Source organism: Bradyrhizobium sp. WSM2254 (assembly GCF_000472645.1).
Classification (GTDB): domain Bacteria; phylum Pseudomonadota; class Alphaproteobacteria; order Rhizobiales; family Xanthobacteraceae; genus Bradyrhizobium; species Bradyrhizobium niftali.
This window is the reverse complement of record NZ_KI421446.1, coordinates 268,751-294,674: the sequence shown is the minus strand read 5'-3', so window position 1 is coordinate 294,674 and position 25,924 is coordinate 268,751. Positions and strand designations below refer to the sequence as shown.

The following is a 25,924-nucleotide window of genomic DNA, read 5'->3' as shown; positions in this document are numbered from 1 at the left end:
CCGCGCTCTCATTGCTGGGTGGCGCCCTATTTGTGGGACCCTTAAAACATGTTGTGATATATTACAAGCAGGCGTAAGACTTCCGCGCGACCTGCAACATGTTGCAGTGCGAAATGAGACTTGAGGCGCGAGGCGTCTGTGATGGGAGGATTGTTGCCGTGAAGATCACGTCGATCGAGACGCTGCGCACCGAGGAATTTTCCAACGTCATCTGGGTGCGCGTCCACACCGACACGGGCATGATCGGTCTCGGCGAAACCTTCTATGGCGCGGGCGCGGTCGAAGCGCAGATCCACGATACGTTTGCCGGCCGCCTGCTCGGCCGCAATCCCCTGCACATCGAAGCCATCCATCGCGACATGCTGAACCTGCCGATGGCGCAGTCCTCGACCGGCGTCGAGTATCGCGCGGCATCCGCGATCGACATCGCGCTATGGGACCTGTTCGGCAAGGTCTGCAATCAGCCGGTGCACCAGATGCTTGGCGGCCTCTGCCGCGACAAGCAGCGCATCTACAACACCTGCGCCGGCACGCAATATGTCCGCTCCACCAATATCAGCCCGGTCGCAAACTGGAATCTCGGCGCCTCCAGGGGTCCCTATGAGGATCTCGACGGTTTCATGCACCACGCCGACGCGCTCGCCGAAAGCCTTCTGGAGAGCGGCATCTCAGCGATGAAGATCTGGCCGTTCGATCCCGCTGCCCAGGAGAACAAGGGTCTCTACATCACCGCGGCGCAGATGAAGCGGGCGATCGAACCGTTCGAGAAGATCCGGAAAGCCGTCGGCGACAAGATGGAGATCATGGTCGAGCTCCATTCGCTCTGGAACCTGCCGACCGCCAAGCAGATCGCGCGCGCGCTCGAACCCTACAAGCCGACCTGGTACGAAGACCCGATCCGCATGAACTCGCCGCAGGCGCTCGCCGAATATGCGCGCTCGACCGACGTCTGGGTCTGTGCCAGCGAGACGCTGGGCTCGCGCTTCCCCTACAAGGACATGCTCGACCGCGACGCCATGCATGTGGTGATGGCGGATCTGTGCTGGACCGGCGGCCTCACCGAAGGCCGCAAGATCGCGGCGATGGCGGAGACCTATCACCGGCCGTTTGCTCCTCATGATTGCATCGGCCCGATCGGCTTCATCGCCGCCATCCACATGTCGTTCAGCCAGCCCAACACGCTGATCCAGGAATCGGTGCGCGCCTTCTACAAGGGCTGGTACAATGAGCTCGTCACCACAATGCCTGTTATCAAGGACGGCTATGTCTTCCCGATGGAAGGCCCCGGCCTTGGCGTCGACCTCCTGCCTGCGGTATTCGACCGCAGCGATCTCACCGTGCGCCGTTCCAACGTCTGAGGATTTCTTGAGATGAGCACCGCCCTTTTCGACCTTTCCGGCCACACCGCGCTCGTGACCGGCTCCTCCCGCGGGCTTGGCCGCGCCATTGCCGAAGGCATGGCCAAGGCCGGCGCCAGGCTGATCATCAACGGCGTCGATCCCAAGCGCGTCGAGCAGGCCGTCGCCGAGTTTCGCGCCGCCGGGCATCAGGCCGAGGGCGCAGCCTTCAACGTGACGGACGAGCCGGCGATCGTTGCCGCCTTCAATGACTTCGACAGGCAAGGCATTGCCGTCGATATCGTCGTCAACAATGCCGGCATCCAGCACCGCAAGCCGCTGGTCGAGTTCACCACCGACGAATGGCGCAAGGTGATCGAGACCAACCTCACCAGCGCCTTCGTGATCGGCCGCGAGGCGGCCAAGCGCATGATCCCGCGCAAGCACGGCAAGATCATCAATATCGGCTCGCTCGGCAGCGAGCTCGCGCGTCCCACCATCGCGCCCTACACCGCCGCCAAGGGCGGCATCAAGAACCTGACCCGCTCGATGGCGGTGGAATGGGCCCAGCACGGCATCCAGGCCAATGCGATCGGCCCCGGCTACATGCTCACCGACATGAACGAGGCCCTGGTCAACAACACCGATTTCAACAACTGGCTGATGGGCCGCATTCCCTCGAAGCGCTGGGGTCGGCCGGACGAGCTGGTCGGCGCGGCGATCTTCCTGGCGTCGGACGCCTCCACTTACGTCAACGGCCAGATCATCTATGTCGATGGCGGCATGATCGCCGCGATGTGACCCGCGAAGCATATTGAGGAGCGAGCCCATGCGCGCCGTCGTCATTCACGCCCCGAAAGACCTGCGGATCGACAGCTACCCCGATCCGGCACCCGGCCCGGGCGAGGTCCGCGTCAAGATCGCCAATGGCGGCATCTGTGGCTCCGACCTGCATTACTATCATCACGGCGGCTTCGGCGTCGTGCGCATCCAGCAGCCGATGGCGCTGGGCCATGAGATCGCCGGCGTGGTCGCAGCCGTCGGTGACGGCGTGACCAGCGTGAAGCCGGGCACGCGCGTCGCGGTCAATCCGAGCAAGCCGTGCGGCCAGTGCCTGCATTGCCAGGAAGGCATGCGCAACCAGTGCCTCGACATGCGCTTCCTCGGCAGCGCGATGCGCTTTCCCCATGTGCAGGGCGGTTTCCGTGAGTTCCTCACGGTCGATGCGACGCAGGCCGTGCCGATCGCGGACAAGCTGTCGCTGGCCGAGGCCGCGGTCGCCGAACCGCTCGCGGTATGCCTTCATGCCGGCAAGCAGGCCGGCCCCCTGCTCGGCAAGCGCGTGCTGATCACCGGCTGCGGCCCGATCGGTGCACTCATGATCCTGGTCTCGCGTTTCGGCGGCGCCGCCGAGATCGTGGTGACCGATGTCGCCGACGCGCCGCTCGCGGTCGCCAAGAAGCTCGGCGCCACCCACGCCATCAACGTCGCGACCCATGCCACCGCGCTCGATCCTTGGCGCGCCGGCAAGGGCGTGTTCGACACGCTGTTCGAGGCTTCCGGCAACCAGGCCGCGCTGCGCATCGCACTCGACGTGCTGAGGCCCGGCGCCACGCTGGTGCAGCTCGGCCTCGGCGGCGAGATGACGCTGCCGATCAATTCCATCGTCGCCAAGGAATTGCAGCTGCGCGGCACCTTCCGCTTCGATCCCGAGTTCGAGCTCGCAGTGCGGCTGATGGGCGAAGGCCTGATCGACGTCAAGCCGCTGATTACGGCCACCATGCCGTTCGAGAACGCGGTCGCCGCCTTCGAGCTTGCCAGCGACCGCGCGCAGTCGATGAAGGTGCAGCTGACGTTCTAGAGCATGATCCGGAAAAGTGTGCTGCGGTTTTCCGATAAGATCATGCTCAAAATCAAGGTCATGGTTGGCGCTATTGGCTCTCGATCAGACGGTCACTGACCAGCCGCACCGCCCCGCGCTTCCAGGAATAGTCCGCGCCCATGCGCAGGCCGCTGTCGCCGCGTGACACCACGGTGCCGGTTCTGGCATCGCGGACCTGGAAGCCGAGCGTGTACTCGGTGCGGCTGACCCGCCGCACCACGCCGATCAGCGATTGGTCGGCGCCGAGCTTTTGCGCAATCGCCGCCTCGCAGCCGCCACAGTCCCGCAAGGCACGCGCCTTCACCGCCTCGCCGCTGACATCGACGATGCGGTAGCGACCTGATTGGCCCAGCGCCTCGCGCACGCTGCCGGTGACCTCAGCCAGGTACGACGCATCCGAACTGGCCGAGGCGCCCACCGACGCCGCGGTCATGTCCTCGAGCTCGAAATCGAACACCGCCAGCGCGACCGGCGCTTGTGTGCCGAGCGCGGCCATGACCTCACGCGACACGAAGATCTCGGCGCGCTCCCATGATTCATCATTGTCGCCGCGGAAGGTGTAGAGCTTGTCCATCACGATCTTCTTGGCGCCGACGTCGATCACGGCGACCTTGGCCCATTGCACCAGCGTGCTCATCTTCTGAATGCCGCCGATCACCTTGAAGGCCGAGCCGTCCTGCGTCGACGGCACTGGCCGGTAGCGACCGTCCGCACTGATATCGCGCCTGAGCGCGGCCATGAACGCCGACAGCCGCCGCTCATGGGCGGCGGTCTGGTTGGCCGGCTCGGCCGACGTATCGGTGTAGCTGAAGTCGTCCATGGCAACGCCGATGGCGGCCTCGGCACCGGCCGGCGAATAGGCCGCCGGAAGGACGATAAGGAGAAAGGCGAAGATCAACCGGGACAGGTGCATGAGCAGGCCTCGTGTGACGCAGCGGCCCGAAAAACTGGATGGTCGCCGCAGGCCATGCACCCGTGTCCGTCCCGGCGAGTGCCGGGAAAATTTCACGACGTTGCAGTGCGGTAGAGTGCAGCGCTTTCCGCCGCTTGCGTTCTGCCATTTAATGCGGAGGCAACAAACCCGTTCGCGCCAGGTGCCCGCCGATGTGGAACCGCCCGAGATCCGATCTCAAGGTCCGTCTGACGTTGCGCGTGGCCGCAATATCGGCCGCCTGCTTCGCCGCGATATCAGCCTATTTCCTTGTCACGGCTGACCGCGAGGCGCACGCGCGCATCGACGGTATCGCCGCCATCGTGGCGAAATCGCTGGAGCTGCAACAGGGCAAGGTCCAGTGGGTGGCAAGCCCGCGCTCGGACTTCCCCAATCTTGACCCCGTATCGGCCTACGTGATGACGCCCGGCCTGTGTCTGGCATTCCGTGGCACGAGCGGCGACATACTCCAGCGGTTCTGTAGTGGCGCGCCTACCCCGGCAAACCCGCCGCCGCAGGTCTTCGCGGCCTTCTATCGCAGCTTGTTCGACCCCGGCCGCGAGGCGGCGCGGCCAGTGATCGTACGCGGAGCGAAGCTCGGCGAGACCGTGGTCTCGGTCGATCCGGCCGTGCAGACGGCGGAGGCCTGGCACGAGGCCGGCCGCCTGATGATCGCGCTTGCGATCGCACTGCCGCTGCTCTGCGCACTGGTCTATGCGGCACTGGCGCGGGCGCTCCGCCCCACCCGAATGATTCGCACCGGCCTCGAGCGGATCGCAGCCGGCGACCTCGCCGCACGGCTGCCGCCGTTCGATCTCGCCGAGCTTTCCGCCATCCGCGACGTCTTCAACCATCTCGCCGAAAGCCTCGACACCGCGCTTGCCGAGCGCAGCGAGCTGACGCGAAAGCTGATCGCGCTCCAGGACGAGGAGCGCCGCCATCTCGCGCGCGAGCTGCACGACGAGTTCGGCCAGTCGCTGGCCGCCATCCGCGCGCTCGCCTCATCCGCCCGCCAGACCGCCGTGCAGGACTGCCCTTCCCTGCTGTCCGAATGCGACGGCATCGCACGGACCGCTACCGGCATGATGGAGATGCTGCGCGGCACGCTGTTCAGGTTGCGTCCGCCCGATGTCGAAGAGCTCGGGCTGGTTGCCAGCCTGGAAGGCCTGGTCGCCGGCTGGAACGGACGCAGCCGCGGCGAGACGCGTTTTGCGATCCGGTTCGACGGCGCCTTCGAGACCCTTCCGGCCGCGATCAGCGCCAGCCTCTATCGCATCGTGCAGGAGGCCCTCACCAACGCCGCCAAGCATGCCGGCGCAACCAAGGTGAGCCTGGAACTGACGATGCGTACCGACGAGATCGTACTTGCGATCGACGACGACGGACGGTCGAGCGACCCCGCCGCGAAATCCGGAATGGGCCTGCTCGGCATGCGCGAGCGCGTCGCGGCCCTGCGTGGCCGACTGAGCTTCGAGGCCGGCCCGCATGGCGGCACTGCGCTGCGCGTCACCATCCCTGTCGCTGCCGATCGGCCGGTGCTGGAGCACGCGGCATGAGCGCGGCCGACGCGACCATTCTGCTGGTCGACGACCATTCCGTCGTCCGCGAGGGCTATCGCTCGGTGCTCCAGAAGCAACCGGGCCTGCGCGTCGTCGCCGAAGCCGCCGACGGCGCGGAGGCCTACCGTCTGTTCAAGTCCGAGGCACCCGACCTCGTCATCATGGATTTGAGCATGCCTGGCATCGGCGGCATCGAGGCTGTCAGGCGGATCAGGCAGTGGGACAAGGGCGCAAGAATCCTCGTCTTCACCATGCACCAGAATGCGGGCTTCGCCGTGCAGGCGATCCGCGCCGGTGCGAGGGGCTATGTCACCAAGATGAGCCCGCCGGAAACGCTGGTGCGCGCGGTGATGGACGTGCTCGCCGGCAAGATCGCCATCAGTCCCGACATCGACCACGAGCTCGCACTGAGCCGCATCAGCGGCGAGAGCTCGGCCGCCGACGTCCTCACGCCACGCGAGTTCGAGGTGCTGCGGCTGCTGCTGGCCGAGAACACGACGGAGGAGATCGCCGAGACGCTCCACGTCAGTCCGAAGACGGTGGCGAACCTGCATTCACTGATCAAGGACAAGCTCGGCGTCGACTCCGACATCGAGCTGGTCCGCCTGGCACTGCGCCAGGGAATTTTGACGCAGGTCGATCTCGGCGAGGCCTGAAGCAGCCCGCGCCATCCCGCTTGGCCGTCGATCATTCGCGCGCGACCACTGCGTCCAGCCATGCGCAGTTCAGCGGCGGCACACGCGGGTCGGCGACGCGCACGCCGCGGGCCGCTGCGTCCAGCCTCATGTCCCGCAAGCGCTTGCGCTGCTCCTCCGGCATGTTGAGCCGCTCGTGGCCCCATAACGACGGGCCGTCAAAGGTCTCGTGCGGCTGCCAAGTCTCGGGATCGATGATGCGACCGCCCCAGCCATATTCGATGAAGAAGCCCGATGGCGTATTCACGTAGAACGAGGTCATGTGGTCGTTGGTGTGTCGCCCCAGCGTATAGGCAATACGGCCGTCATCCAGCTGCGCGAGGTCATAGCCCTGCCCGACGTCGTCGAGGCTCCCGAGCTCGACCATGAAATGATGCAGCGCCCTGCGTCCCGAACCAACCATCGCAAAGCTGTGGTGGCGGCCATTGACGTGGAAGAAATAGAGCCCATAGGGCTTGAGCCCGAAATCGGAGACGTGGAAGCCGAGCACGTCGCGGTAAAACGGCAACAGCGGCTCGACGTCCTCGACGTTCAGCACCACGTGCCCCATGCCGAGCGCGCCGGTGCGAAAGCCCGAGATCGGCCGCCCCGGCTTGAACGGCTCGGTCGCAAGCTCGGGCTTGCAGAAGGCCTCAAGCCGGTTGCCGGCAGGGTCCGCGAACGTGATCAGCTCGGCCACATGCCGTTCGTCGACGAGTGCGCGCGATCCGCACGTCACTCTTACGCCGTGGCCCTCCAGCCGGCCGGCAAGCCCGTCGAGCTCCGCGGGTGTGGGAACTTCCCAGCCCATCACCGCCAGCCCGGCATCGCTGCTGCCGTCGACGATCAGCCGCTGCTTGCGGTCGTCCATGCGGAAGGCCCGCATCTTGCCGCCGCGATCGACCTGCTGCATGCCGAGCAGCGTTGTCGCCAGCCGGCTCCACTGGTCGATCTGCGACGAATTGATCCCGACATAACCAAGCGCGGTGATTTCCATCGACGTCCTCCCGAGGGCATCGCACCCGCCGCACTGCGGCGAACTTGATACCGGCCGCGCACGATCCTACGGTAGCGTCCGCGATCGCTTCGCGTTTGCAATGACGATAGTCGCGGAGCGAAGCGGCACAAGGGAGGAAATGCGAAGTGTCCAAGGAGCGGACGCGGACCGGAGCGCCTCGGCAGTCGGAGGGCGTCCGCGCCTTCAAGCGTGGTCTGGACGTGCTGCACGAGGTCAACCGGTCCGGCGGCATCCGCGCGGGCGACGTTGCCCGCGCACTCGACCTGCCTCGCCCGACCGTCTACCGGCTGCTCGAGACGCTGGAGGAACTCGGCTATGTCGCCCGCAGCGCCAGCGACGACCGCTTTCGCGTGACCCGGCGCGCGCTCAGTCTCGGCGACGGCTACGATCCCGGCGTGGTGATCTGCCAGGTGGCGGCGCCCTATCTGGCTCAACTGAGCAAGAACCTGGTCTGGCCGGTCGATCTCTCGACATACGAGAACGCGGCGATGGTGGTACAGGAAACCACGCATTCCCGCAGTCCGCTCTCGATCGACCGCGGCATGATCGGAAAGCGCCTGCCGATGCTGCGGACGTCCGCGGGCCGCGCCTATCTCGCCGCCTGTCCTGTGCGCGAGCGCGACCTGATCGTCAATCATCTCCGCCGCATCGACGAGGCCGACGATCGCCCCTTCCTCGACGAAGCCCGCCTCGACCGCATGATCGCGGAGACCGCCGCGCGCGGCTACGCGATCCGCAGCGAGGGCGAATACAACCCCAAGACCGCCTCGATTGCCGTGCCCATCGTTCGGAACGGCGTCGTATTCGGCTGTATCTCCATCATCTGGATTCGCTCGGCTCTCGGGATCGAAGAGGCGGCGGCGCAGTTTGCAGGACAGCTTCGGGAGACGGCGTCGGCCATCCCGGTCGAGGTCTAGCGGGTCCGTCCGCTGGGCGGACACTTGGCGCAGCGGCATTGATGCCGCGGCGCGGCTTGGGGAAGAGATAGCCCCATGCAGGATAAATCCACCCCCGAAGAGTTTGATGTCGTGATCGTCGGCCGTGGCCCGGTCGGCGCGACACTTGCCAATCTGCTCGGCCTGTGCGGCGTCCGGACGCTAGTGCTGGACCGCGAGGCGCGGACCTATCACCTGCCCCGCGCGGTGCATTTCGACGACGAATGCATGCGCGTGTTCCAGACCATCGGCCTCGCCGACGCGATCCTGCCGCATGTCATCCTCAGCCCCGGGATGCTCTTTCTCGACGCCGGCGGTAGGATGCTGCTGGACTGGTCGCGCCCGCAGACGCTCACGCCGATGGGCTGGAATCTCAGCTACCGCTTCCACCAGCCTGATCTGGAGGACGTGCTGATCAGCGGCCTTGCGCGCTGGCCGCACGTCACCTTGCGCAGCCGCTGCGACGTGTTCGCACTGGATCAGGACGAGACCGGCGTGCGCGTCCGCTACGAGGATCTCTCCAACGGACAGCTCAGCGAGGTCCGCGCCGGCTATGTTATCGGTTGCGACGGTGCCCGCTCTCTGGTGCGTCGCTTCATCGGCTCCGGCATGGACGATCTCGGCTTTCACGAGCGCTGGCTGGTGATCGACGTGCTGCTCAAGCGCGACCGCGGCGACCTCGGCGACTACAGCATCCAGCACTGCGATCCCCGGCGGCCGGCGACCTATGTCCGAGGCACCGGCACCCGGCGGCGCTGGGAGATCGCGATCCTTCCGGACGAGGATTCGCAAGATGTGGCGCAGCCGGCCAAGGTCTGGGAGCTGCTGTCGCGCTGGATCACGCCCGACGACGCCGAGATCGAGCGCGCCGCAGTCTACACGTTTCATTCCGTCATCGCACAGCAATGGCGGAGCGAACGGCTGCTGCTCGCGGGCGATTCCGCACACCAGACCCCGCCCTTCCTCGGACAGGGCATGTGCGCCGGCATCCGTGATGCGGCCAACCTCGCCTGGAAACTCGGCGCGATCATCCGCGACGGCGCCGCGCCTGAATTGCTCGACACCTATCAGAGCGAGCGCCAACCGCATGTGCGCGAGTTCATCGCGCTCGCCATCCGCCTTGGCGGTGTCATCAACACCAAGGCGATCGAAGCGGGCCTGGCGGTCGGCGAAGCCCGCGCGAATGCGCCGGTCAAGCTCGAGGTGAAAAAGCCCCTGCTAGGCCCCGGGCTTGCGCTCGACGGCCTGCCATTGGCCGGGCATCTCGCACCGCAGTTCGAGTTGCGCGACGGGCGCAGCAGCGACGACCGGACCGGGTATAACCATGTGTTGCTCGTCGAGACCGCGGCCGCGCTGCCATCGCGGCTCACCCTGTCGCAGGCCGGGATCGCGATCCTGACCGGCGACGATGCCGAAGGCGTCGGGCACTGGCTGCGTGAGCACGGCATCATCGCCGCGCTGGTCCGTCCCGACCGCTATTTGCGCGGCACCGCTCGCAACGACTCCGAGCTCGAACGGCTCGTCGCCGCCGTCACTCCTCCAACTCACGTGCCGTCCGCGGCCTGACCGAACCCGCTTTCCAAGGATATCTCATGAAGCTGCTCTCTTTCATCGCCGACGGTCGCGCCTCCTTCGGGGCCGTCAAGGACGACGGCGTGGTCGATCTCGGCGCACGCATGGCAGGCCTCAGGACACTGAGGCAGCTGCTCGAAGCCGATCGCGTTGCCGAGGCGGCAAAGCTCGTCGCGTCCATGACGCCCGATCATGCCCTCGACAAGATCAGCTTCGCACCCGTCATCCCTGATCCGGGCAAGATCATCTGCGTCGGCCTGAACTATCGCGACCATGTCGCCGAAACCGGCCGTACCGTCACCGAGAAGCCGGCGCTGTTCGTGCGCTTTCCCTGTAGCCAGGTTGGCCATCTCCAGCCGATCGTGAAGCCGAAAGTCAGCGACGATTTCGACTATGAGGGTGAACTTGCGCTCGTCATCGGCAAGGAAGGCCGCCACATCCCCGCGCACCGCGCGCTCGACCACATTGCCGGCTATTCCTGCTACAACGAAGGCAGTATCCGCGACTGGCAGCGCCACACCAGCCAGTTCCTTTCCGGCAAGACCTTTGCAGAGAGCGGCAGCTTCGGCCCGTGGCTGGTGACGGCTGACGAGATCCCCGATCCGTCAAAGTTGACCTTGCGGACCCGGCTCAACGGCACGGTGGTACAGGACACCACCACCGATCTCCTGATCACCGCCATCCCCGGGCTGATCGCCTACATCTCGACGATCTGCCCGCTGGTCCCCGGCGACGTCATCGTCACGGGCACGCCCGGCGGCGTCGGCGCAAAGCGCACCCCGCCTTTGTGGATGCGCCCCGGCGACACCGTCGAGGTCGAGATCTCCGGCATCGGAACCTTGCGCAACAAGGTCATCGCCGAACCGGAGTGAGCTCTGCCTTCGATCAAATCAAAACGATAACAAATCAGGAAACGCCATGGCCATTCACCGCACGACCTCCACCGCCATCCTGCTGATCATGCTGGCGCTCGCAGGCACCGCCGCACGCGCCGAAATCAAGGGCGAAGCCATCCGGATCGGCGTCCTCACCGACATGAACGGGATCTTCGCCACTGCCATGGGCCCGGGCTCGGCCGAGGCAGCGCGCATGGCTGCGGAGGAGTTCGGTGGCAAGATCAATGGCAAGCCCATCGAGATCCTGCAGGCGGACCACCAGAACAAGCCGGACCTCGCAGCCTCACTCGCGCGAAAGTGGTTCAGCGACGGCGTGCAGGCGATCGCGGACGGTGGCAGCTCGGGCGCGGCGCTCGCGGTGCAGGAGCTCGTACGCGGCAACGGCAGGATCTTCCTCGTCTCCGGCGCAGGCGCCAACCAGCTCACCGATGAGGCCTGCGCGCCAACCAGCGTGCAGTGGACCCAAGACGCCTACTCCACCGCGACCGCCGTGGTTTCCGGCATCATGCAGACCAGCAAGGAGCCGTGGTTCTTCATCACCGGCGACTACGCCTTCGGCCATTCGATCGAGGCGACCGCGCGCGCCCGCATCACCGAGCTCGGCGGCAAGGTTGCCGGCAGCGTGAAAGCCCAACTCGGCACGCCCGACTACAGCTCGTTCCTGCTGCAGGCGCAGTCCTCGGGTGCAAAGATTCTCGCAATCAACGTCGCCGGCGACAACGCCACCGCGATCAAGCAGGCCGAAGAATTCGGGCTCGCCGCGCAGGGCATGAAGATCGTGCCGATGTCGTTCCAGAATGTCGATATCGAAGCGGTCGGCCTGAAGGCGACACGCGGCGACCTTATCGTGACCTCGTTCTTCGAGGACGTCTCGCCGGCGGCGCGGAAATTTTCCGATGCGTTCCATGCGCGCCGCAAGGCGATGCCCTCGCAGATCCAGGCAGGGGTCTATTCCGCCGTACGCCACTATCTGCAGGCCATCAAGGACACCGACTCGGACGACAGCGCGATCGTGATGGCCAAGATGAAGGCGACGCCGGTGTCGGATGCCTACACCACCAACGGCCGCATCCGCGAGGACCAGCGCATGGTGCACGATCTCTATCTGGTCCAGGTCAAAACGCCGGAAGAGTCAAAAGGCCCGTGGGATTTCGTCAAGCTGGTCGCGACGATCCCGCCCGACCAGGCCTTCCGCCCGCTCGACCGCAGCAAGTGCAGCCTGGTCGGCAAGTAACGCTCAGGCGAGATAACGCGTGAGATAGCCTTCCATCGCATAGAGCGCGCAGAGCGCCAGGCTCGACCACACCGCCGCGCTGAAATACAGGAACATCCAGGTCAGCTCGCCCTTCCAGTGCGCGATGTCGTGGGTCACCACCCACCGCGTCGCGACGTCATGCAGGCCTTCGAGGAAGCCGAGCAGCCTGTTGCCCTCTTCATGCCCAGCCCGCCAGCGGCTGAGATACATCGGCACATCGACGGTGACGAGGAAGGCGAGGAAGCAGGCGATGCCGACGATGCCGGCGATCAGTGCCCAGCGCACCACGCCCTGGAATTCCGGCATGAGGCGACACAGCGCAATGCCGGCGAGGAAAAACGTCACCGCCCACAGCGAGTTCTCGATCGCGTTGTAGAGGAAGTTGGTGGTGACGACCGCGTACCACGAGAAGCACTCCGCGATGATGATGATGGGCACGATCACAAGCGCGATGTTCACCGCGGTCTCCGCCCCCGTCATGTGACCTAGCTGATGCAGGATGATCGCCCATTGCGCGACGAAGCACAGTTCGGCCACGGTCGCGACGGTGCGGCCGACGAACACGCTGGAGAGCCAGGTGTCGAACAGACAGATGCGCTGCACGTCGGCGCGCGGCAGGAACGATCGGAACGCGCAGCCGAACACATAGCCGGCGCACAGCAGGAACATCAGCCCGATATCCGAACCGCCGCCGGCGCTGCCGGCAACGGTCGGATAGAACTCGCGATACAGCATGAACCAGACGAGAATGTTGGCGCTGCTGACGAGCGTGAGCGACCCCCACCACCACGCGAGGGGATTTGACCGCGCCTGCCACTGCAACATGAATCGCTCCGCTGTAGTCATCTTGACATTCAACGGTAGCAATTCTGTCATAAATCTGCAGCACGGCGCGACAAGAATCTGCGTGGCGCCGCTGTCATAATTGGCCCGCGCGTTGTCATATTCGCGAAGGCGACGGCGTCTCCGGGCGTTTTCCGAGTTTGATTCCGGGGGCGCTCCTTCGAGGCCCCCGGTATCACGCCGGCGTTCTATTTCTTCAGCCCGCTCACATAGGCCGCGAGCTTATCAAGCGTCTGGTAGCCGTATTCGACCGCGCCGAAGCCGATCATGTGGTCGCGCTGCTCGGTGCTCGAGGCCAGTTGCCGCATCATCAGCACGGTCTTGCCGTTGCTCTGCTCGGCAAAGGTGAGGGTGAAGCGGAACATGCTGGGATCGTCGTCCTGGTCGACGCCGTGATCCATCTCCATCAGCGACGGCCGCTCGATGCGGCGGAAGCGCATGCGGTTCGGATAGACGGTGCCGTCAGGACCGATCATGTTGAAGCGCCAGACGCCGCCGACGCGCACGTCGATCTCGAAGGTCTCGATCTTGAATCCCTTCGGCCCGAACCATTGCGGCAGGTGCTTCGGATCGGACCACGCCTCGAACACCAGATCACGCGGTGCGTCGATCACGCGCGACATCACGATCTCGCGGTCGATCGACCATTGCGACAGGGCGGCGTTGGCAGCATTCGTCATCACTCAGTACCTTTCCGTTTGCTTGGCTTGTTGGTTGTCTTGTCGGTCGTTCTGGACGGCTGCCTGGCAGCCGCCCTCTCCTTCTTGAGCTTCATCACATAGGCCTCGAACCGGTCGAGACGCGCCTCCCAGATCGCGCGCTGGTGCTGGAACCAGTCTTCCGCACCGACGAGCGCCTCGGGGCTGAGGCGGCAGGTGCGTACACGGCCGGACTTCTCCGACTGCACCAGTCCGCTCAGCTCCAGCACGTGGATGTGCTTCATGAAACTCGGCAGCGCCATCTCGAACGGCTCGGCGAGCTCGCCGACCGAGGCCTCGCCGGCGCATAGCCGCATCACGATCGCCCGCCGTGTCGGGTCGGCGAGCGCGGAAAAAATCTGGTCCAGTCGAGACAATTGGTTAGCCATGAAGCTAACTATAGACCCGCCGCGAACCCACGTCAACGATTGTTAGCCGGCAAGCTAAGTAAAATCCGTCGGCGCGGCCGCACGCGGATCGGCGGCTGGAAGGTCCGCTGCGGAACTTCCAGCGCGCGATTGTGAATTGAGGCGGGACGCGGTTTGCAGGTACGACTGACGCCGGGGGCGACGGCAATCTGTTCATCAAGCGCGTGTCCCCACTTGTCACCTCACGACCTCTTTCGATCAGCCGGCGTGGTTTCGCCAAGGCGGCCCTGCTTCCGCTCGCAATCAGCCTCATCAGCCCGCGCAAGGCGGCCGCGGATTCCGACATGATCGCGCAGATGCGCGACATCGTCGCCAACGAGCTGGCGCCGACCGCGACGCCGGACCAACCGGGCGGCCTCGCCGCCGCGCTCTATGCCGGCCGCCATGTCGAGTTTTTCAACTACGGCTTTGCCGACGACACGACGCGACGGCCGGTCACATCGGACACGCTGTTTAACCTAGCCTCGCTGCGCAAGCCGTTCGAGGCGACGCTGGTCGCGCTCGGCACGCTTCGCGGCGAGCTGCGGATCGACGATCCCCTGCCGAAATACCTGCCCGAGCTCACCGGCGACAGCATCCGCCGCGTCACCGTCGGCGAGCTCGTCACGCACACGTCGGGACTGCTGCTGCCGACCGACCATCCGCCCTGGCCCAACGAGCAGTTCTCGCGCGCACAGTTCATCGAGATGCTCAACGCCTGGAGACCGCGGGCTGGCGAAGCGCCCGGCAGGCAGCGCATCTACAGCCATGCCGGCTACGTGCTGCTCCAGCTCGTGCTCGAACGCTGTTACGGCACGCCGATCGCAACCCAGTTCGAACAGCGCATCTTCAAGCCGCTGGGCATGACCGCAACCTCGGTGCCCGAACGCGGCGAGGACAATCGCCCCGTCATGGATGCAGCGTGGATGCAGCGGGTCGTCCAGGGCTATTCGGATCAGGGCATGGCGATCGGGCCGCGCGGCAACCAGCAGAGCTATTTTGACTTTCCCGGCACTGGCCAGGTGTTCTCTTCGCCGCGGGATCTTTCGACCTTCGTTGCGGCCTGCGTCGATGGCCGCTCGGTCGATCCGCACTTGCGCGAGGCGCTGCGGATGACCCAGCACGAGGCCTTCCGCGTCGACGAGAAATTCGGGCAAGGCATGGCCTGGGAGACGGTGCATCTTCCCGAGGCCACCGTCGTCGACAAGCCGGGCGGCCTGAACAACGCCTCCGGCTATCTCGGCCTGGTGCCGGCGCGGCGGATCGGCATCGTGCTGCTGGCCAATCGCGGCGAATATCCGCACGAGATCGCGCGCTACAGGATCCTGCCGGCGCTGGCGAAGCTCGTGGCCTCGCACTGAAGCCGGCCCTCGAAACAGAAAGCCCCGGCTGAGCCGGGGCTTTCCACGCCAGATCCGGAACGGGATGAAGCTCAGTATCTGGCGACGACCGGTCCGCCGAACTTGTAGTTCACGCCGACACGCACGATGTTCGACTTGATGTCCACCGAGTGGGTGAAGACGCTGCTCGGGAAAGGCAACGTGCCGGCGGAGCCGACCAGGTTGGTGCTGGTTGCCGTAGCGCGGCCCAGATCGACGTAGAGATATTCGGCCTTGAGCGACCAGCCGCCGCCGAAGGCATATTCGGTGCCGACGCCTGCGGTCCAGCCGATACGCGTGTCGCGGATCGTTCGGGATTCGGCCGCACCACCGAGGAAGGTGTCGGTGAACGTGAAGTTGCCCTTCACCTCGGAGATCGCGGCACCACCGGTGCCGTAGATCAGCCAGGTCGGAGCCGCCAGGAAACCGAGGCGGCCGCGGATGGTGGCGAGCCAGTCAGCCGAGACCGACGAATTGACGGTGAAGGTGTCCGGTGCGCAGCAGGGATACAGGGCCGTGCCCGAGGCACTACCCTTGAAGCCGAAATAGTTGATGTCGCCTTCGAGGCCGAGCACGGCATGGTTGACCTGCCAGTTGTAGCCGGCGGTGAAGCCGCCGGTCACGCTGGAGCTGTTGATGCCCTGGGCACCGACCGTGTTGACGGCGGGGACGCTGCTGGCGTTGAAATAGCCAGCCGGAGTAAACACGGTCGAGGTGCTGGGATCGGAGCTGCCCCACTGCCCGCCGACATTGCCGCCGACGTAAAATCCGGTCCAGTTGTAGGCCGGCGCCATCATCGGCGCCTTGGTGTACTGCGCCGCGAGGTCGGCCGCCTGCACCGATGCGGTGCCCAAAACAACCGAAGCGACCGCCAGCAAAAACGTCTTCATTCCAGTCTCCATGCCCACGCGATCAGCTCGCGTTTCGAATGCGCGCGGGCGAGAGGCATCCGGCGCAGATCGGGCATAGGCTGCCGGCCCCATGCCGTCTTGGGCTGCGACGAAGTTCATAGGGACTGTGACGTAGTGTGCGCCCCACGTCGCGCGAGCGGATGAGGAGTGTGACCCAGCGGCCACGCCTCGTCCTTCATCGGCGGCGCACAGCGCGCGGCCGTGTCGCATCACGACAAGGCCCGCGCGAACGCGATGCGAATCTGCCGGCGTCAGACCGAGCGCGTCAGCCCACCGTCCACTCGGATGTTCTGGCCGGTGATGTAGGCCGCGCCGTCGGACGCCAGGAACGAGATCGTCGCCGCGATCTCCTCGACCGTGCCGTAGCGCTTCATCGGGACGCTGTCGCGGCGCGTATCCAGCTGCGGCAGGCTGTCGATCCAGCCCGGCAGCACGTTGTTCATGCGGATGTTGTCGGCGGCATGGGTGTCGGTGAAGATCTTGGTGAAGGCGGCAAGGCCTGCGCGGAACACCGCCGAGGTTGGAAACATCGCGCTCGGCTCGAATGCCCAGGCGGTCGAGATGTTGATGATGGCGCCGCTCTTCTGCGCCTGCGTCACCGGCATCACCAGCCGGGTCGGCCGGATCACGTTGAGGAGATACGTATCGAGTCCGGTGTGCCACTGCTCGTCGGTAATCTCCGTGATCGGCGCGCGGGGTCCATGGCCCGCGCTGTTGACGAGCACGTCGATGCGCCCCCACCTCGCCATCGCGCCGTCGACGAGGCGCTTCAGATCGTCATTCGACTTGTTGGAGCCGGTGACGCCAAGCCCGCCGAGCTCGGCTGCCAGCGCCTCGCCCTTGCCGGAGGACGACAGGATCGCGACGCGAAAGCCGTCGGCCGCGAGCCGCCGCGCGGCCCCTGCCCCCATGCCGCTGCCGCCGGCGGTGACGAGTGCGACTTTCTCTGTTGCCATGACTGATCATCCCTGTCTTGAGGCGGGCCGCGGGCCCGGCCTATCATGAGGCCTTCTACCGCCAGACTTGCCGGCAGGTCCACCGTCGAAGGCATCCGCCATGAGCGATTTGCAGATCCGCAATTTGCGCCCCGAGGAGATCTCCATCGCCGTCGACTGGGCCGCAGCCGAGGGCTGGAATCCGGGCCTGTCCGATGCCGCCTGTTTCGCCATCCCCGACGCGCAAGGCTTCTTCGTCGGCGAGATCGGCGGCGAGCCGGTCGCGACCGTCTCCTGCGTCAATTACGATGACCGCTTCGCCTTTCTCGGCTTCTACATCGTGCGCGCGGACCTCCGCGGTTCAGGCCACGGCCTGCGCATCTGGAACGCGGCGATCGCGCATGCGCGTCCCCGCGTGATCGGCCTCGACGGCGTCGTGGCGCAGCAGGACAACTACAAAAAGTCCGGCTTCCAGCTTGCCTACGCCAATATCCGCTACGGCGGCACCGTCGCCGCGCCGCCGGGGCCGCCCGCCGACGTCGTCGCGCTCGACACGATCCCGTTCGCGCTCGTCGAAGCCGACGACGCAACGGTCTTCCCCGCCAGGCGCAGCGGCTTCCTGCGCACCTGGATCAAGACATCGGGCCATGTCGGCCGCGCGCTGCTGCGTGACGGCAAGCTCGCCGCATGGGGCGTGGTCCGCCCGTGCCGGACCGGCCGCAAGATCGGCCCGCTCGTCGCCGACGATCGCGCGGCGGCCGAAGCGGTCGTGCAGGCCTTGCTGGCGAGCGCGGACGGTGGCGAAGTCTTCCTCGATGTCCCCGCCGTCAATCGCGAGGCCATCGCGCTCGCGGAACAGCTCGGCCTCAGGCCGGTGTTCGAGACGGCGCGAATGTACACGGGGCCGATCCCGCCGCTGCGGCTCGACCGTGTCTTCGGCGTGACCAGCTTCGAGCTGGGTTAGAGCATGATCCGGACCCGAAGGGCCGCGTTAGCGCAAAGCGTGAAGCGGTTTTCCGAAGAGATCATGCTCAAAAAGCAACGCGCTGCTCAGTAGCAGCGCATGATGTTGACGGTGTGATCGCCGCCGCCGCGGCCGGGCACCGTCACCTGCTCCGTCGGGCAGCTCGGCACATAGGGCCGATCGGACGGCACCACGTTGGGCGGGAAGCGATGCGTCCAGTCCCAGGGAACGTCATAAGTGTAGGTGTAGCGCACGTCGGTGGAGAGCGGTTGTCCGGCATCGGCGAAGGGCTGGCTATAGCCTGCGCCGTCGTAAAAGAACCCGCCTCCGCCCGGCCAATAGACCCACGGCGTGTTGCGGCCGCGGAACCGCGCACCCGGCGCGATCGGCGGACGCATTGCCGCAGTCGGCGGCGCCGCAGTGAACCCATGCGGAGCGGCGCCGCCGGGCCTTGAAAAACCGTCGCTGGACGAAAGGAGTAGCGCGGCTGCGCTGAGCGAGGCGAACAGCGCCCCATATGATCTGCCATGTGATCTGGACATCATGATACGCACCAACTCGTTTGGCTTCGGCGGCTCCCCACCGCACGCTAGGCCGGGCTGTCGCCCACCCGCAAACGTATAATTAATTATTGGTTAAGACACGGGATTAACGGGGAACCCGGTGCGGCAGAACGCCCGGAATTCCGCCTTTGCAACGAGGCCCGTCGTCCTGTCACGGACGACGGGCCTTCTTGCGACAGCGGATGTGTCAGTGGTCTTGCTGGTGCTTGCGCAGCCAATCGAGCAAGTCCTGCGCATTGCCGGTGCCCTGCGTCACGATCGCGGTGTTTCCGCCGCTGCGCCGGTACACGGTGGTGCGCCCGGGCTCTTTCTCGATCCTGACCTCGGCCTGCGCGGGATCGCCGCTTTGCGTGATCGCCGCCGTCCCGTTTTCGTCCTGGACCACCGTGGTATGGCCATCGCCGGCCCCGGCCGGCGCCATCGCAACCACGCTCATGAATCCTATTCCGGATGCGAGCAGGAGCAACCTCATGTCATACCTCCATCATCGGCCGAACTGAAAGATCGCCAGCCAGTTGAAACGTCCGAACTGCCTTACCGCTCCCGAGTTCATGTCGCCGATCTGAAGCAGGAGCGCGTTGGTGGAATTGCCGATCTGGGTGATGTCGGCGGTGTTGCTGAGGCCGGACTGACCGATCGCAGCGTTGGTGGTGCCGCCCACCTGGATCACATTAGCATAGTTGCGCGTGCCGTTCTGGATGATGGTCGCATCCACCGTTCCCGTTCCGCCGATCTGGATCACCCGCGCGATGTTGATGCGGCTGTTCTCCTCGATCGTGACAGGTTGAACGTCGTTGCCGAATTGCACGATCGTCTCGATGCTCACGTTCCGGTTGGTCACGCTGCGCTGGACCGATCCGGCCGGCGCCTGCGTCGCCGTGCCGACGGCGACAAGCAACGCCGCCACAGCCAGAACCCGCTTCAAGGCCTCTCTGCCGCACCGCATCGCGCTTCCCCGCTGGTTCCCGACGCCGATGAGTTCGCGCGTCCTTACGGACCGGTCTGGACGATCGTCGAAGTGTTGACCTTGCTGAATTGCGCCACCGTGCCCGTGTTCATGGCGCCGAGCTGTGACACGAGACTGGTCGCCGATTGGCCGGTCTGGCCGACGAAGGCGAAATTGTTCATCCCGACCTGCCCGATCGACGCCGAATTCGTCCCGCCGAATTGCAGGACGCCCGTGGCATTGTTGGTGCCGTGCTGCACAACGGTCGCGCTGGTGCTGCCGCCGATCATGAACACGCCCGCCATGTTGAGCTGACTGTTCTGGTTCAGCACGACCGGCGGTCCGCCGACCGACACGATGGTCTTGATGTCGGCGGTCTGGGCGCCGGCCGATCCGGCGCCGGCGCAGCCGAGGGCGAGCGTTGCGGCACCCGCGCTTCCCAAGAGACGTTTCAAGAGACGTTTCATGACGTGCCTCACCACTTCCGAATTGCTCACGGTGTCTGCTGGAGAATCGTCGAGCCGTTCAGGATTCCGAGCTGCCCGACGCCGGCCACATTGTTCGCGCCGATCTGGCCGATCAGGCTCGAATTGGCGCCGCCGACCTGGCCGGTCAGCGCCGTGTTGGACGCCGTCGCGGTGGTGCCGCCCTGCCCGGTCACCGCGGTGTTGACGGTGAGCAGCGAGCCCATCTGCAAGGTGGTCGCCGTATTGGTCGCGCCGAATTGCAACGTCGTGGCGTTGTTGCTGGTTGAGCCGGTCTGCGAGATGAAGGAGCTGTTGGTCGTGCCGAACTGCAGCACGCTGGCCGAGTTGCCGGCCTTTGCATCGACGGCAGAGAGCGCACTGAGCGCGATGGCCGTCACAACGAGATAGGTGATCCGCATGTCATGTCCTCCGCGAGAATAGGCGAGCGATCCCTGACTGGTCGGCCCGCCCGATGGCGGTGCTTTCGAGAATGGGCCGGACGCGCCGCGCTGTGACGCGTCCGGTCGACGAGATGGTTCAGTGCGCCGTCTGCGAGACGGTGCTCGTGTTGATGCCGAAGCCGCTGAGCTGGCCGACGCTGGCGGAGTTGTTCTGGAGTGCGGCCGGCCCGAACGAATTCTGGGTGATCGAGCTGCCGTTGTTAATGAAGGCCACCTGGCCGGTGGTCGCCGAGTTCTGCACGCCGATCTGGTTCACGGTGCTGGTGTTGTTGAGCGACGGCGAGCTGGTGCCCTGCATGGTGGACGCACCGTTCAGGATGCCGACCTGGGTCGTCGACGAGCTGTCGTTGGTGAGGCCGTTCTGCGTGACGCTCGAGGAGTTCACGATGCCGAGCTGCACCGTGGTGGACGTGTTGGCGGCCTGGGCCGCGGAAGACAGAGCGAGCACGGCAACGGAAGCAAAAAACAATTTGCGCATGGAGTATCCCTTTCTGGCCAAGTTGTCTGACTGGTTTCGGATGCTGGTCCTGAATGCGACCGACATCGTGGGATAACTCTGAACCGATCGCGGCAATCGCGACAGACTGCAGTTCATGCTAATCGGTACGGACTAGACGTTGCGCGGCATGTCGCCACTCGCAACCTCAGATTTGCGGCTGTCCCGCACTGGCGCGCGTCGTCTCGGCTTCGCGTCCCATGCTGTCGATTAGCCGCGCCACCTCGATCGGCGACCGCAGCTCCATCTTTCGCATCATCCGGGCGCGATGGACCTTCACCGTCACTTCGCTCACGCCAAGCCTCGCCGCGATCTGCTTGGCGACAAGCCCCTCGGCCATCAGCAGCATGATCTCGCGCTCCCTCGACGTCAGCGCCTCGACGCGCTGCCGGGCCTCGCGCACGGCGCGTTCGCGCTCCATCCGCCTGCGGTCGCGCTCAATGCCATGCCTGATCGCATCGAGGATCTCCTGTTCGCGAAAGGGTTTTGGCAGAAACTCGACCGCGCCGCGCTTCATCGCCTCGACCGAGACACGGACGTCGGAGTGGCCGCTGATGAAAACGATCGGAATCGGCACGCCCGATTCGGCGAGCTTGCGCTGAAGCTCCAGTCCGGTCGGCGACGTGCCGGGAAAGCGGACGTCGAGCACGAGGCATGAGGGTCCGTCGGAAAGGCTCTCCCTGAGGAATTCGTCCGTCGAGGCAAACAGCCTCACCTGATGTCCCGTCTCCTCGCAAAGTCTGCCGATCGCGCTTCGTATCTCGATTTCGTCGTCAACGACATAAACTGTAGCTTGATTTGAATCCATTGCATCAAACTCCCGGACCTGGCCTCGATGATCCAGCAACGAGCCATCCATTGTTCTTGCAAGCGATAACAAGGTTCTTGAATGCACCGGCGAGAACCGGTCGAGTCGCGTCTGCCCGTCGGTTCGACGTCTTAAGGCCAACACCCGGCCGAGACGAGTGAAGGCGTTCACATATCGGGCTTCGTGATGGAAAGGTCTCGATGCCGCCGATGGCGGCGTCACCGCGAGACGCCATATCGAGGATGCGGCAATTCGGCGTCTCGACCGAGCTATCGCCCAACTGCGTCATGGTGTCGCCACTCATGCGCCAACTCGAACACCGGCGGCCGGCCAGTTGGGCCAAACCACACGAGACGTTCAGTCAGCTATCGAGTTCGATACCGCGCGCAACCTCTGGAATACGCCGGGTATGCACTTCACGCAAATCACGAAAGGTCGCGCCCGCGCATTTTACTTCTGGATCGTTCAGCACGCCCGACCGACGCCCCGGCCGCGACGACATACTGACGTATCGATATCGATTTTGACAATTTACAACCATAGCGCGATCTCGCTCCGCACCGGCAACGAAGCCATTTCAAGCAGGCGGGTTTTTGATATGCGATTTGTGCCAATTATTGCCTTGCTCGGTGCTGCATGCGCCCTCGCCGCGGCCTTCGCCACAGAGCCGGCCGTCGTCGCCGGCGCCGCCGGGAGCGCGGCAGACACGGCGGCTCACGCCTATGACTCGACGAAACGGCTGCTCGTACCCGGCAGGCGCGAAGCTTCGGCCTTCGGGTCGGATACGCCGATGTTCCGCTATGCCGCGATCCAGCGCGGCAGCATCGAGCAGACGATCACCGTGACCGGCGCGCTACAGCCGGTCAAGACGATCGAGGTCGGCTCCCAGCTGTCGGGGCAGCTCGCCCGGGTCTATGTCGACTTCAACGACACCGTCAGCAAGGACCAGCCGCTTGCCCTGATCGATCCGCGCAGCTTCGCGGCCAAGGTCGACGAAGCCAAGGCTTCCCTGGCGGTCTCCAATTCCCTGGTCGACATCGCGCGCGCCAAGCTCGATCGCGCCAGGATCGATCTGCAGAACGCAAAGGGTAGCCGCGACGTGCTCGCCGCCAAGCTCGAGAGCGCCCAGGCGGTCAAGAGCTCGGCACAGAAGACCTTGCAGCGCAAGCAGGCGCTCCAGTCGCAAAACGTGGTGGCGACGACGACGGTCGACGACGCACAGACCGAGTTCACGGCCCGTCTGGCCCAGGAGCGCGAGGCCGAGGTCCTCATGTCGCTCAACGCCTACTCCGTGGAAGGCGCGCAGGCCGACGTCCGCCGGATCGAAGCCGAGCTGCAACAGGCCCGAATGGCGGTGCCGGAGAAAGCGGCCGTTCTCGCCGCGGCCCAGGCCGATCTCGACCGCACCGTGATCCGCTCGCCGATCGACGGCGTCGTCGTCGGCAGGTTCGTCAACGAGGGCCAGACGCTCGCGGTTGGCCTCGAGTCGCGCACCACCTTCGTGGTCGCCCATCGCCTGGAAGACATGGAGATTCACGCCCAGGTCGACGAGGCCGATATCGGGCGCATCGCCTCCGGCCAGCGCGCCTATTTCACGGTGGATGCCTACCCCGACCGCCGCTTCGAGGCGGTGGTGCGGCAGGTGCGCAAGGCGCCGCAGAACCAGCAGCACGTCGTCACCTACACCGTCGTGCTGTCGACCTCCAATCTCGACGGCGCCCTGCTGCCTGGCATGACGGCCCTGGTGAAGATCGTGATCGAGCGGCAGGACGACGTGCTGAAGGTGCCGCTCGCCGCACTGCGTTTCCAGCCGTCCGGCGCGCGTCCGGAACCGACCACCGCGCACAGCGGCGTGTGGGTGCGCACTGCCGGCGGCTCGCTCCAGCGCGTTGCGGTGACGGTCGGCGCGGCCGGCACCGAACAGGTCGCACTCAAGAGCGGCGACCTCGTCGAAGGCAGCCAGGTCGCCGTCGGCCAGGCCATCCGGCCGGCGGGCATGGAGTTTTTCGGAATCAGGTTCGGATCATGACTGCCCCCCATCCCCTCATCAGTCTCCGGTCCGTATCCAGGACCTATCGCACCGACGGGGTCGCGGTGGCGGCGGTGCGCAACGTCAGCTTCGACATCGCGCCGGGCGAGATCGTCGCCGTGATGGGACCGTCGGGCTCCGGCAAGTCGACGCTGATGAACATGATCGGGCTGCTCGACCTGCCGAGCGAGGGCGAGGTCCATCTCGAGGGAGCGAATGTCGCCGAGCTCTCGGAAGATCGCCGGTCGTCCTTGCGCGCCCGCAGCATCGGCTTCGTGTTCCAGTCCTACAACCTGCTGGCGCGCCATAATGCGATCGAGAACGTCGCACTGCCGCTGGTTTATGGCGGCATCAGCCGCAAGGCGCGCCTGGCGCGCGCCGAACAGAGCCTTCAGGCCGTCGGCATGCTGCACCGGGCCCATCATTTTCCGCGGCAGCTCTCGGGCGGCGAGCAGCAGCGCGTCGCGATCGCGCGTGCGCTGATCGCCTCCCCGCTGATCGTGCTCGCCGACGAGCCGACCGGCGCGCTCGACAGCCGCACCGGCGCCGAGATCCTGGCGCTGTTCGCCGCGCTCAACCGGACCGGCCAGACCATCGTGATGATCACGCATGACCCCGGCATCGCGACGCAGTGCCGGCGCACGATCCGCCTGCACGACGGCGAGCTCGTCAGCGACGAGACGCTGGTTCCGCTGCTGCCGAAACGGAGCGCGGTGTCATGACGATGCTCCAGGGTTTCCAGATCGCCCTGCACGCCCTGCGCCTCAACCCATTGCGCAGCTTCCTCACCATGCTCGGCATCGTGATCGGCGTCGCCTCGATCGTGACGGTGTTCGCGATCGGGTCCGGCGCGCAGCTTCGCCTCCAGGAGCAGATCCGCTCGATCGGCGCCAACGTGCTGATGATCACGCCGGGCGCGGTCTATCAGGGCGGCGTGCGCCTCAAGGACGGCAGCAAGCTGACGATGACCGAGAGCGACGTGCAGGCCATCCTCGAGCAGATTCCGGAGATCCAGGCCGCCGCCGGTTCGATCGCCGGAACGGCGCAGGTCATCCACGAGAGCAAGAACTGGAATACGACCATCAACGGCACCACGACCGGTCACTTCATGGTGCGCGACTGGCAGCTCGCGGCCGGACGTTATTTCTCCGGCACCGAGGAGGCCGGCGCCGGCAAGGTCGTGATCCTCGGCAGCACGGTCGCGCGCGAGCTGTTCGCGCCGGGCGACGACCCGATCGGCGCGCAGATCAGGATCATGAAGGTGCCGCTCGAAGTGATCGGCGTGCTCGATCGCAAGGGCCCGGCGCAGGACGACGTCGCCTTCGTGCCGCTCAGCACGGCCAAGCTGCGCTTCCTCGGCAGCGCGAGCAACATCAACCGGGATTCGGTCGCCTACATCATTGCCAAGGTGGCCGCGGACGGTCAGATGGCGGGCGCGCGATCGGAGATCGAAAGCCTGCTGCGGCAGCGCCACCGTATCCCCGCCGGCCAGGAGGACGACTTCAAGGTCCAGGATCCGGCCGCCGCCATGGAAGCGCAGCAGGGCGCGATCCGCACCGTGGCGCTCCTGCTCGTCGCCATCGCCTCGGTCTCGCTGCTCGTCGGCGGCATCAGCATCATGAATGTCATGATCGTCTCGGTCACCGAGCGCACGCGGGAGATCGGGATTCGCCGCGCGCTTGGCGGGCGGATGCGGGACATCCGCCTCCAGTTTCTCTGCGAGGCGCTCGTCCTCTGCCTGCTCGGCGGCGCCATCGGCGTTGCCGGCGGCATCACGCTCTCGATGACCGTCGCCCGCATGGCCGGATGGATCACCTCGATCGACGGCGAGGCGATCGGCCTTGCCCTCGTCTTCTCGATCGCGACCGGCCTGATCTTCGGCTTCTACCCCGCCCACAAGGCGTCCAGACTCAGCCCGATCGAGGCGCTCAAGACGGAGTGAGAAGATGCCGGGGGCG

Annotated in this window: 28 protein-coding genes; 14 read left to right on the top strand and 14 right to left on the bottom strand. The window is 65.6% G+C overall.

Features of this window, described 5'->3' with window-relative positions:
• Positions 1 to 158: 158 nt before the first annotated feature.
• From A3M7_RS0142185 to A3M7_RS0142175, 3 genes are read left to right on the top strand one after another with little or no spacing between them, the layout of a single operon-like run.
• Positions 159 to 1,358 (top strand): mandelate racemase/muconate lactonizing enzyme family protein, encoded by a 1,200-nt coding sequence (locus tag A3M7_RS0142185; protein ID WP_027549300.1) that lies wholly within the window; start codon positions 159 to 161, stop codon positions 1,356 to 1,358.
• A gap of 12 nt (positions 1,359 to 1,370) precedes the next feature.
• Positions 1,371 to 2,138, top strand: a complete 768-nt coding sequence (locus tag A3M7_RS0142180) for an SDR family oxidoreductase (RefSeq protein WP_027549299.1) — start codon at positions 1,371 to 1,373, stop codon at positions 2,136 to 2,138.
• 28 nt (positions 2,139 to 2,166) lie between these two features.
• Positions 2,167 to 3,198, top strand: coding sequence for an L-idonate 5-dehydrogenase (locus tag A3M7_RS0142175; protein WP_027549298.1), 1,032 nt, complete (start codon positions 2,167 to 2,169; stop codon positions 3,196 to 3,198).
• A 70-nt stretch (positions 3,199 to 3,268) separates the two neighbouring features.
• Here A3M7_RS0142175 and A3M7_RS0142170 read toward each other — a convergent pair whose 3' ends face one another.
• Positions 3,269 to 4,132: a DUF3280 domain-containing protein gene (locus tag A3M7_RS0142170; RefSeq protein WP_027549297.1), complete on the bottom strand. Its 864-nt coding sequence runs from the start codon at positions 4,130 to 4,132 to the stop codon at positions 3,269 to 3,271.
• A gap of 191 nt (positions 4,133 to 4,323) precedes the next feature.
• Between A3M7_RS0142170 and A3M7_RS0142165 the strand changes: the two genes are divergently transcribed.
• Complete coding sequence (locus tag A3M7_RS0142165; RefSeq protein WP_027549296.1) at positions 4,324 to 5,706, top strand: HAMP domain-containing sensor histidine kinase; 1,383 nt, start codon at positions 4,324 to 4,326, stop codon at positions 5,704 to 5,706.
• Positions 5,703 to 6,365 carry a response regulator transcription factor gene (locus tag A3M7_RS0142160; RefSeq protein ID WP_027549295.1) on the top strand — a complete coding sequence of 221 codons (663 nt, stop codon included), beginning with the start codon at positions 5,703 to 5,705 and terminating at the stop codon, positions 6,363 to 6,365. Before A3M7_RS0142165 ends, A3M7_RS0142160 begins: the two co-directional genes overlap by 4 nt.
• Positions 6,366 to 6,396: 31 nt before the next feature.
• Here A3M7_RS0142160 and A3M7_RS0142155 read toward each other — a convergent pair whose 3' ends face one another.
• On the bottom strand, positions 6,397 to 7,380 hold the full coding sequence (locus tag A3M7_RS0142155; RefSeq protein ID WP_027549294.1) for a VOC family protein: 984 nt from the start codon (positions 7,378 to 7,380) through the stop codon (positions 6,397 to 6,399).
• Positions 7,381 to 7,526: 146 nt separating this feature from the next.
• Here A3M7_RS0142155 and A3M7_RS0142150 point away from each other — a divergent pair, with 146 nt between their 5' ends.
• The 4 genes from A3M7_RS0142150 (at position 7,527) to A3M7_RS0142135 (ending at position 12,038) form a co-directional block, all read left to right on the top strand.
• Positions 7,527 to 8,318 carry a DNA-binding transcriptional regulator gene (locus A3M7_RS0142150; protein WP_027549293.1) on the top strand — a complete coding sequence of 264 codons (792 nt, stop codon included), beginning with the start codon at positions 7,527 to 7,529 and terminating at the stop codon, positions 8,316 to 8,318.
• A 75-nt stretch (positions 8,319 to 8,393) separates the two neighbouring features.
• On the top strand, positions 8,394 to 9,902 hold the full coding sequence (locus A3M7_RS0142145) for a bifunctional 3-(3-hydroxy-phenyl)propionate/3-hydroxycinnamic acid hydroxylase (RefSeq protein ID WP_027549292.1): 1,509 nt from the start codon (positions 8,394 to 8,396) through the stop codon (positions 9,900 to 9,902).
• Positions 9,903 to 9,928: 26 nt separating this feature from the next.
• Entirely contained in the window at positions 9,929 to 10,780 is an 852-nt protein-coding gene (locus A3M7_RS0142140; protein ID WP_027549291.1) for a fumarylacetoacetate hydrolase family protein, read from the top strand.
• Between the two features lie 46 nt (positions 10,781 to 10,826).
• Positions 10,827 to 12,038, top strand: a complete 1,212-nt coding sequence (locus tag A3M7_RS0142135; protein WP_027549290.1) for an ABC transporter substrate-binding protein — start codon at positions 10,827 to 10,829, stop codon at positions 12,036 to 12,038.
• Between the two features lie 3 nt (positions 12,039 to 12,041).
• Here the strand turns inward: A3M7_RS0142135 and A3M7_RS0142130 are convergent, their stop codons facing one another.
• From A3M7_RS0142130 to A3M7_RS0142120, 3 genes are all read right to left on the bottom strand, one after another.
• Positions 12,042 to 12,884, bottom strand: a complete 843-nt coding sequence (locus A3M7_RS0142130; RefSeq protein ID WP_027549289.1) for a hypothetical protein — start codon at positions 12,882 to 12,884, stop codon at positions 12,042 to 12,044.
• Positions 12,885 to 13,090: 206 nt separating this feature from the next.
• Positions 13,091 to 13,582, bottom strand: a complete 492-nt coding sequence (locus A3M7_RS0142125; protein ID WP_027549288.1) for an SRPBCC family protein — start codon at positions 13,580 to 13,582, stop codon at positions 13,091 to 13,093.
• Positions 13,582 to 13,989 (bottom strand): helix-turn-helix transcriptional regulator, encoded by a 408-nt coding sequence (locus A3M7_RS0142120; protein ID WP_027549287.1) that lies wholly within the window; start codon positions 13,987 to 13,989, stop codon positions 13,582 to 13,584. Before A3M7_RS0142120 ends, A3M7_RS0142125 begins: the two co-directional genes overlap by 1 nt.
• Positions 13,990 to 14,312: 323 nt before the next feature.
• Between A3M7_RS0142120 and A3M7_RS0142115 the strand changes: the two genes are divergently transcribed.
• Entirely contained in the window at positions 14,313 to 15,368 is a 1,056-nt protein-coding gene (locus A3M7_RS0142115; RefSeq protein ID WP_027549286.1) for a serine hydrolase, read from the top strand.
• A 71-nt stretch (positions 15,369 to 15,439) separates the two neighbouring features.
• On the opposite strand, the gene A3M7_RS0142110 is transcribed toward A3M7_RS0142115, so the two are convergent.
• Together A3M7_RS0142110 and A3M7_RS0142105 are read right to left on the bottom strand one after the other, a co-directional pair.
• The gene (locus A3M7_RS0142110; protein WP_027549285.1) at positions 15,440 to 16,276 is read right to left on the bottom strand and encodes an outer membrane protein; all 837 of its coding nucleotides are present in this window, start codon (positions 16,274 to 16,276) and stop codon (positions 15,440 to 15,442) included.
• Positions 16,277 to 16,548: 272 nt separating this feature from the next.
• Complete coding sequence (locus tag A3M7_RS0142105) at positions 16,549 to 17,253, bottom strand: SDR family oxidoreductase (protein WP_027549284.1); 705 nt, start codon at positions 17,251 to 17,253, stop codon at positions 16,549 to 16,551.
• A gap of 100 nt (positions 17,254 to 17,353) precedes the next feature.
• On the opposite strand from A3M7_RS0142105, the gene A3M7_RS0142100 reads away from it, so the two are divergent.
• Positions 17,354 to 18,196: a GNAT family N-acetyltransferase gene (locus A3M7_RS0142100; protein ID WP_027549283.1), complete on the top strand. Its 843-nt coding sequence runs from the start codon at positions 17,354 to 17,356 to the stop codon at positions 18,194 to 18,196.
• An 86-nt stretch (positions 18,197 to 18,282) separates the two neighbouring features.
• Here the strand turns inward: A3M7_RS0142100 and A3M7_RS0142095 are convergent, their stop codons facing one another.
• The 7 genes from A3M7_RS0142095 to A3M7_RS0142060 form a co-directional block, all read right to left on the bottom strand.
• Positions 18,283 to 18,741 (bottom strand): hypothetical protein, encoded by a 459-nt coding sequence (locus A3M7_RS0142095; RefSeq protein WP_027549282.1) that lies wholly within the window; start codon positions 18,739 to 18,741, stop codon positions 18,283 to 18,285.
• 205 nt (positions 18,742 to 18,946) lie between these two features.
• A complete protein-coding gene (locus A3M7_RS0142090; protein ID WP_027549281.1) occupies positions 18,947 to 19,231 on the bottom strand; it encodes a hypothetical protein in 285 nt (94 codons plus the stop codon).
• A 12-nt stretch (positions 19,232 to 19,243) separates the two neighbouring features.
• On the bottom strand, positions 19,244 to 19,684 hold the full coding sequence (locus tag A3M7_RS0142085) for a curlin (RefSeq protein WP_305728055.1): 441 nt from the start codon (positions 19,682 to 19,684) through the stop codon (positions 19,244 to 19,246).
• A 65-nt stretch (positions 19,685 to 19,749) separates the two neighbouring features.
• Positions 19,750 to 20,172 (bottom strand): curlin, encoded by a 423-nt coding sequence (locus A3M7_RS0142080; RefSeq protein WP_245284455.1) that lies wholly within the window; start codon positions 20,170 to 20,172, stop codon positions 19,750 to 19,752.
• Positions 20,173 to 20,198: 26 nt separating this feature from the next.
• Complete coding sequence (locus tag A3M7_RS0142075) at positions 20,199 to 20,591, bottom strand: curlin (RefSeq protein ID WP_027549278.1); 393 nt, start codon at positions 20,589 to 20,591, stop codon at positions 20,199 to 20,201.
• Between the two features lie 118 nt (positions 20,592 to 20,709).
• A complete protein-coding gene (locus A3M7_RS0142070) occupies positions 20,710 to 21,111 on the bottom strand; it encodes a hypothetical protein (protein WP_027549277.1) in 402 nt (133 codons plus the stop codon).
• 166 nt (positions 21,112 to 21,277) lie between these two features.
• Positions 21,278 to 21,937, bottom strand: a complete 660-nt coding sequence (locus A3M7_RS0142060; RefSeq protein ID WP_027549276.1) for a response regulator transcription factor — start codon at positions 21,935 to 21,937, stop codon at positions 21,278 to 21,280.
• Positions 21,938 to 22,535: 598 nt separating this feature from the next.
• Between A3M7_RS0142060 and A3M7_RS0142055 the strand changes: the two genes are divergently transcribed.
• The 3 genes from A3M7_RS0142055 to A3M7_RS0142045 are packed head-to-tail and all read left to right on the top strand — an operon-like array spanning position 22,536 to position 25,908.
• Complete coding sequence (locus A3M7_RS0142055) at positions 22,536 to 23,966, top strand: efflux RND transporter periplasmic adaptor subunit (RefSeq protein WP_027549275.1); 1,431 nt, start codon at positions 22,536 to 22,538, stop codon at positions 23,964 to 23,966.
• On the top strand, positions 23,963 to 24,688 hold the full coding sequence (locus A3M7_RS0142050) for an ABC transporter ATP-binding protein (RefSeq protein ID WP_027549274.1): 726 nt from the start codon (positions 23,963 to 23,965) through the stop codon (positions 24,686 to 24,688). Before A3M7_RS0142055 ends, A3M7_RS0142050 begins: the two co-directional genes overlap by 4 nt.
• Positions 24,685 to 25,908 (top strand): ABC transporter permease, encoded by a 1,224-nt coding sequence (locus A3M7_RS0142045; protein ID WP_027549273.1) that lies wholly within the window; start codon positions 24,685 to 24,687, stop codon positions 25,906 to 25,908. The genes A3M7_RS0142050 and A3M7_RS0142045 overlap by 4 nt, the downstream gene beginning before the upstream one ends.
• The last annotated feature ends 16 nt before the right edge of the window (positions 25,909 to 25,924 follow it).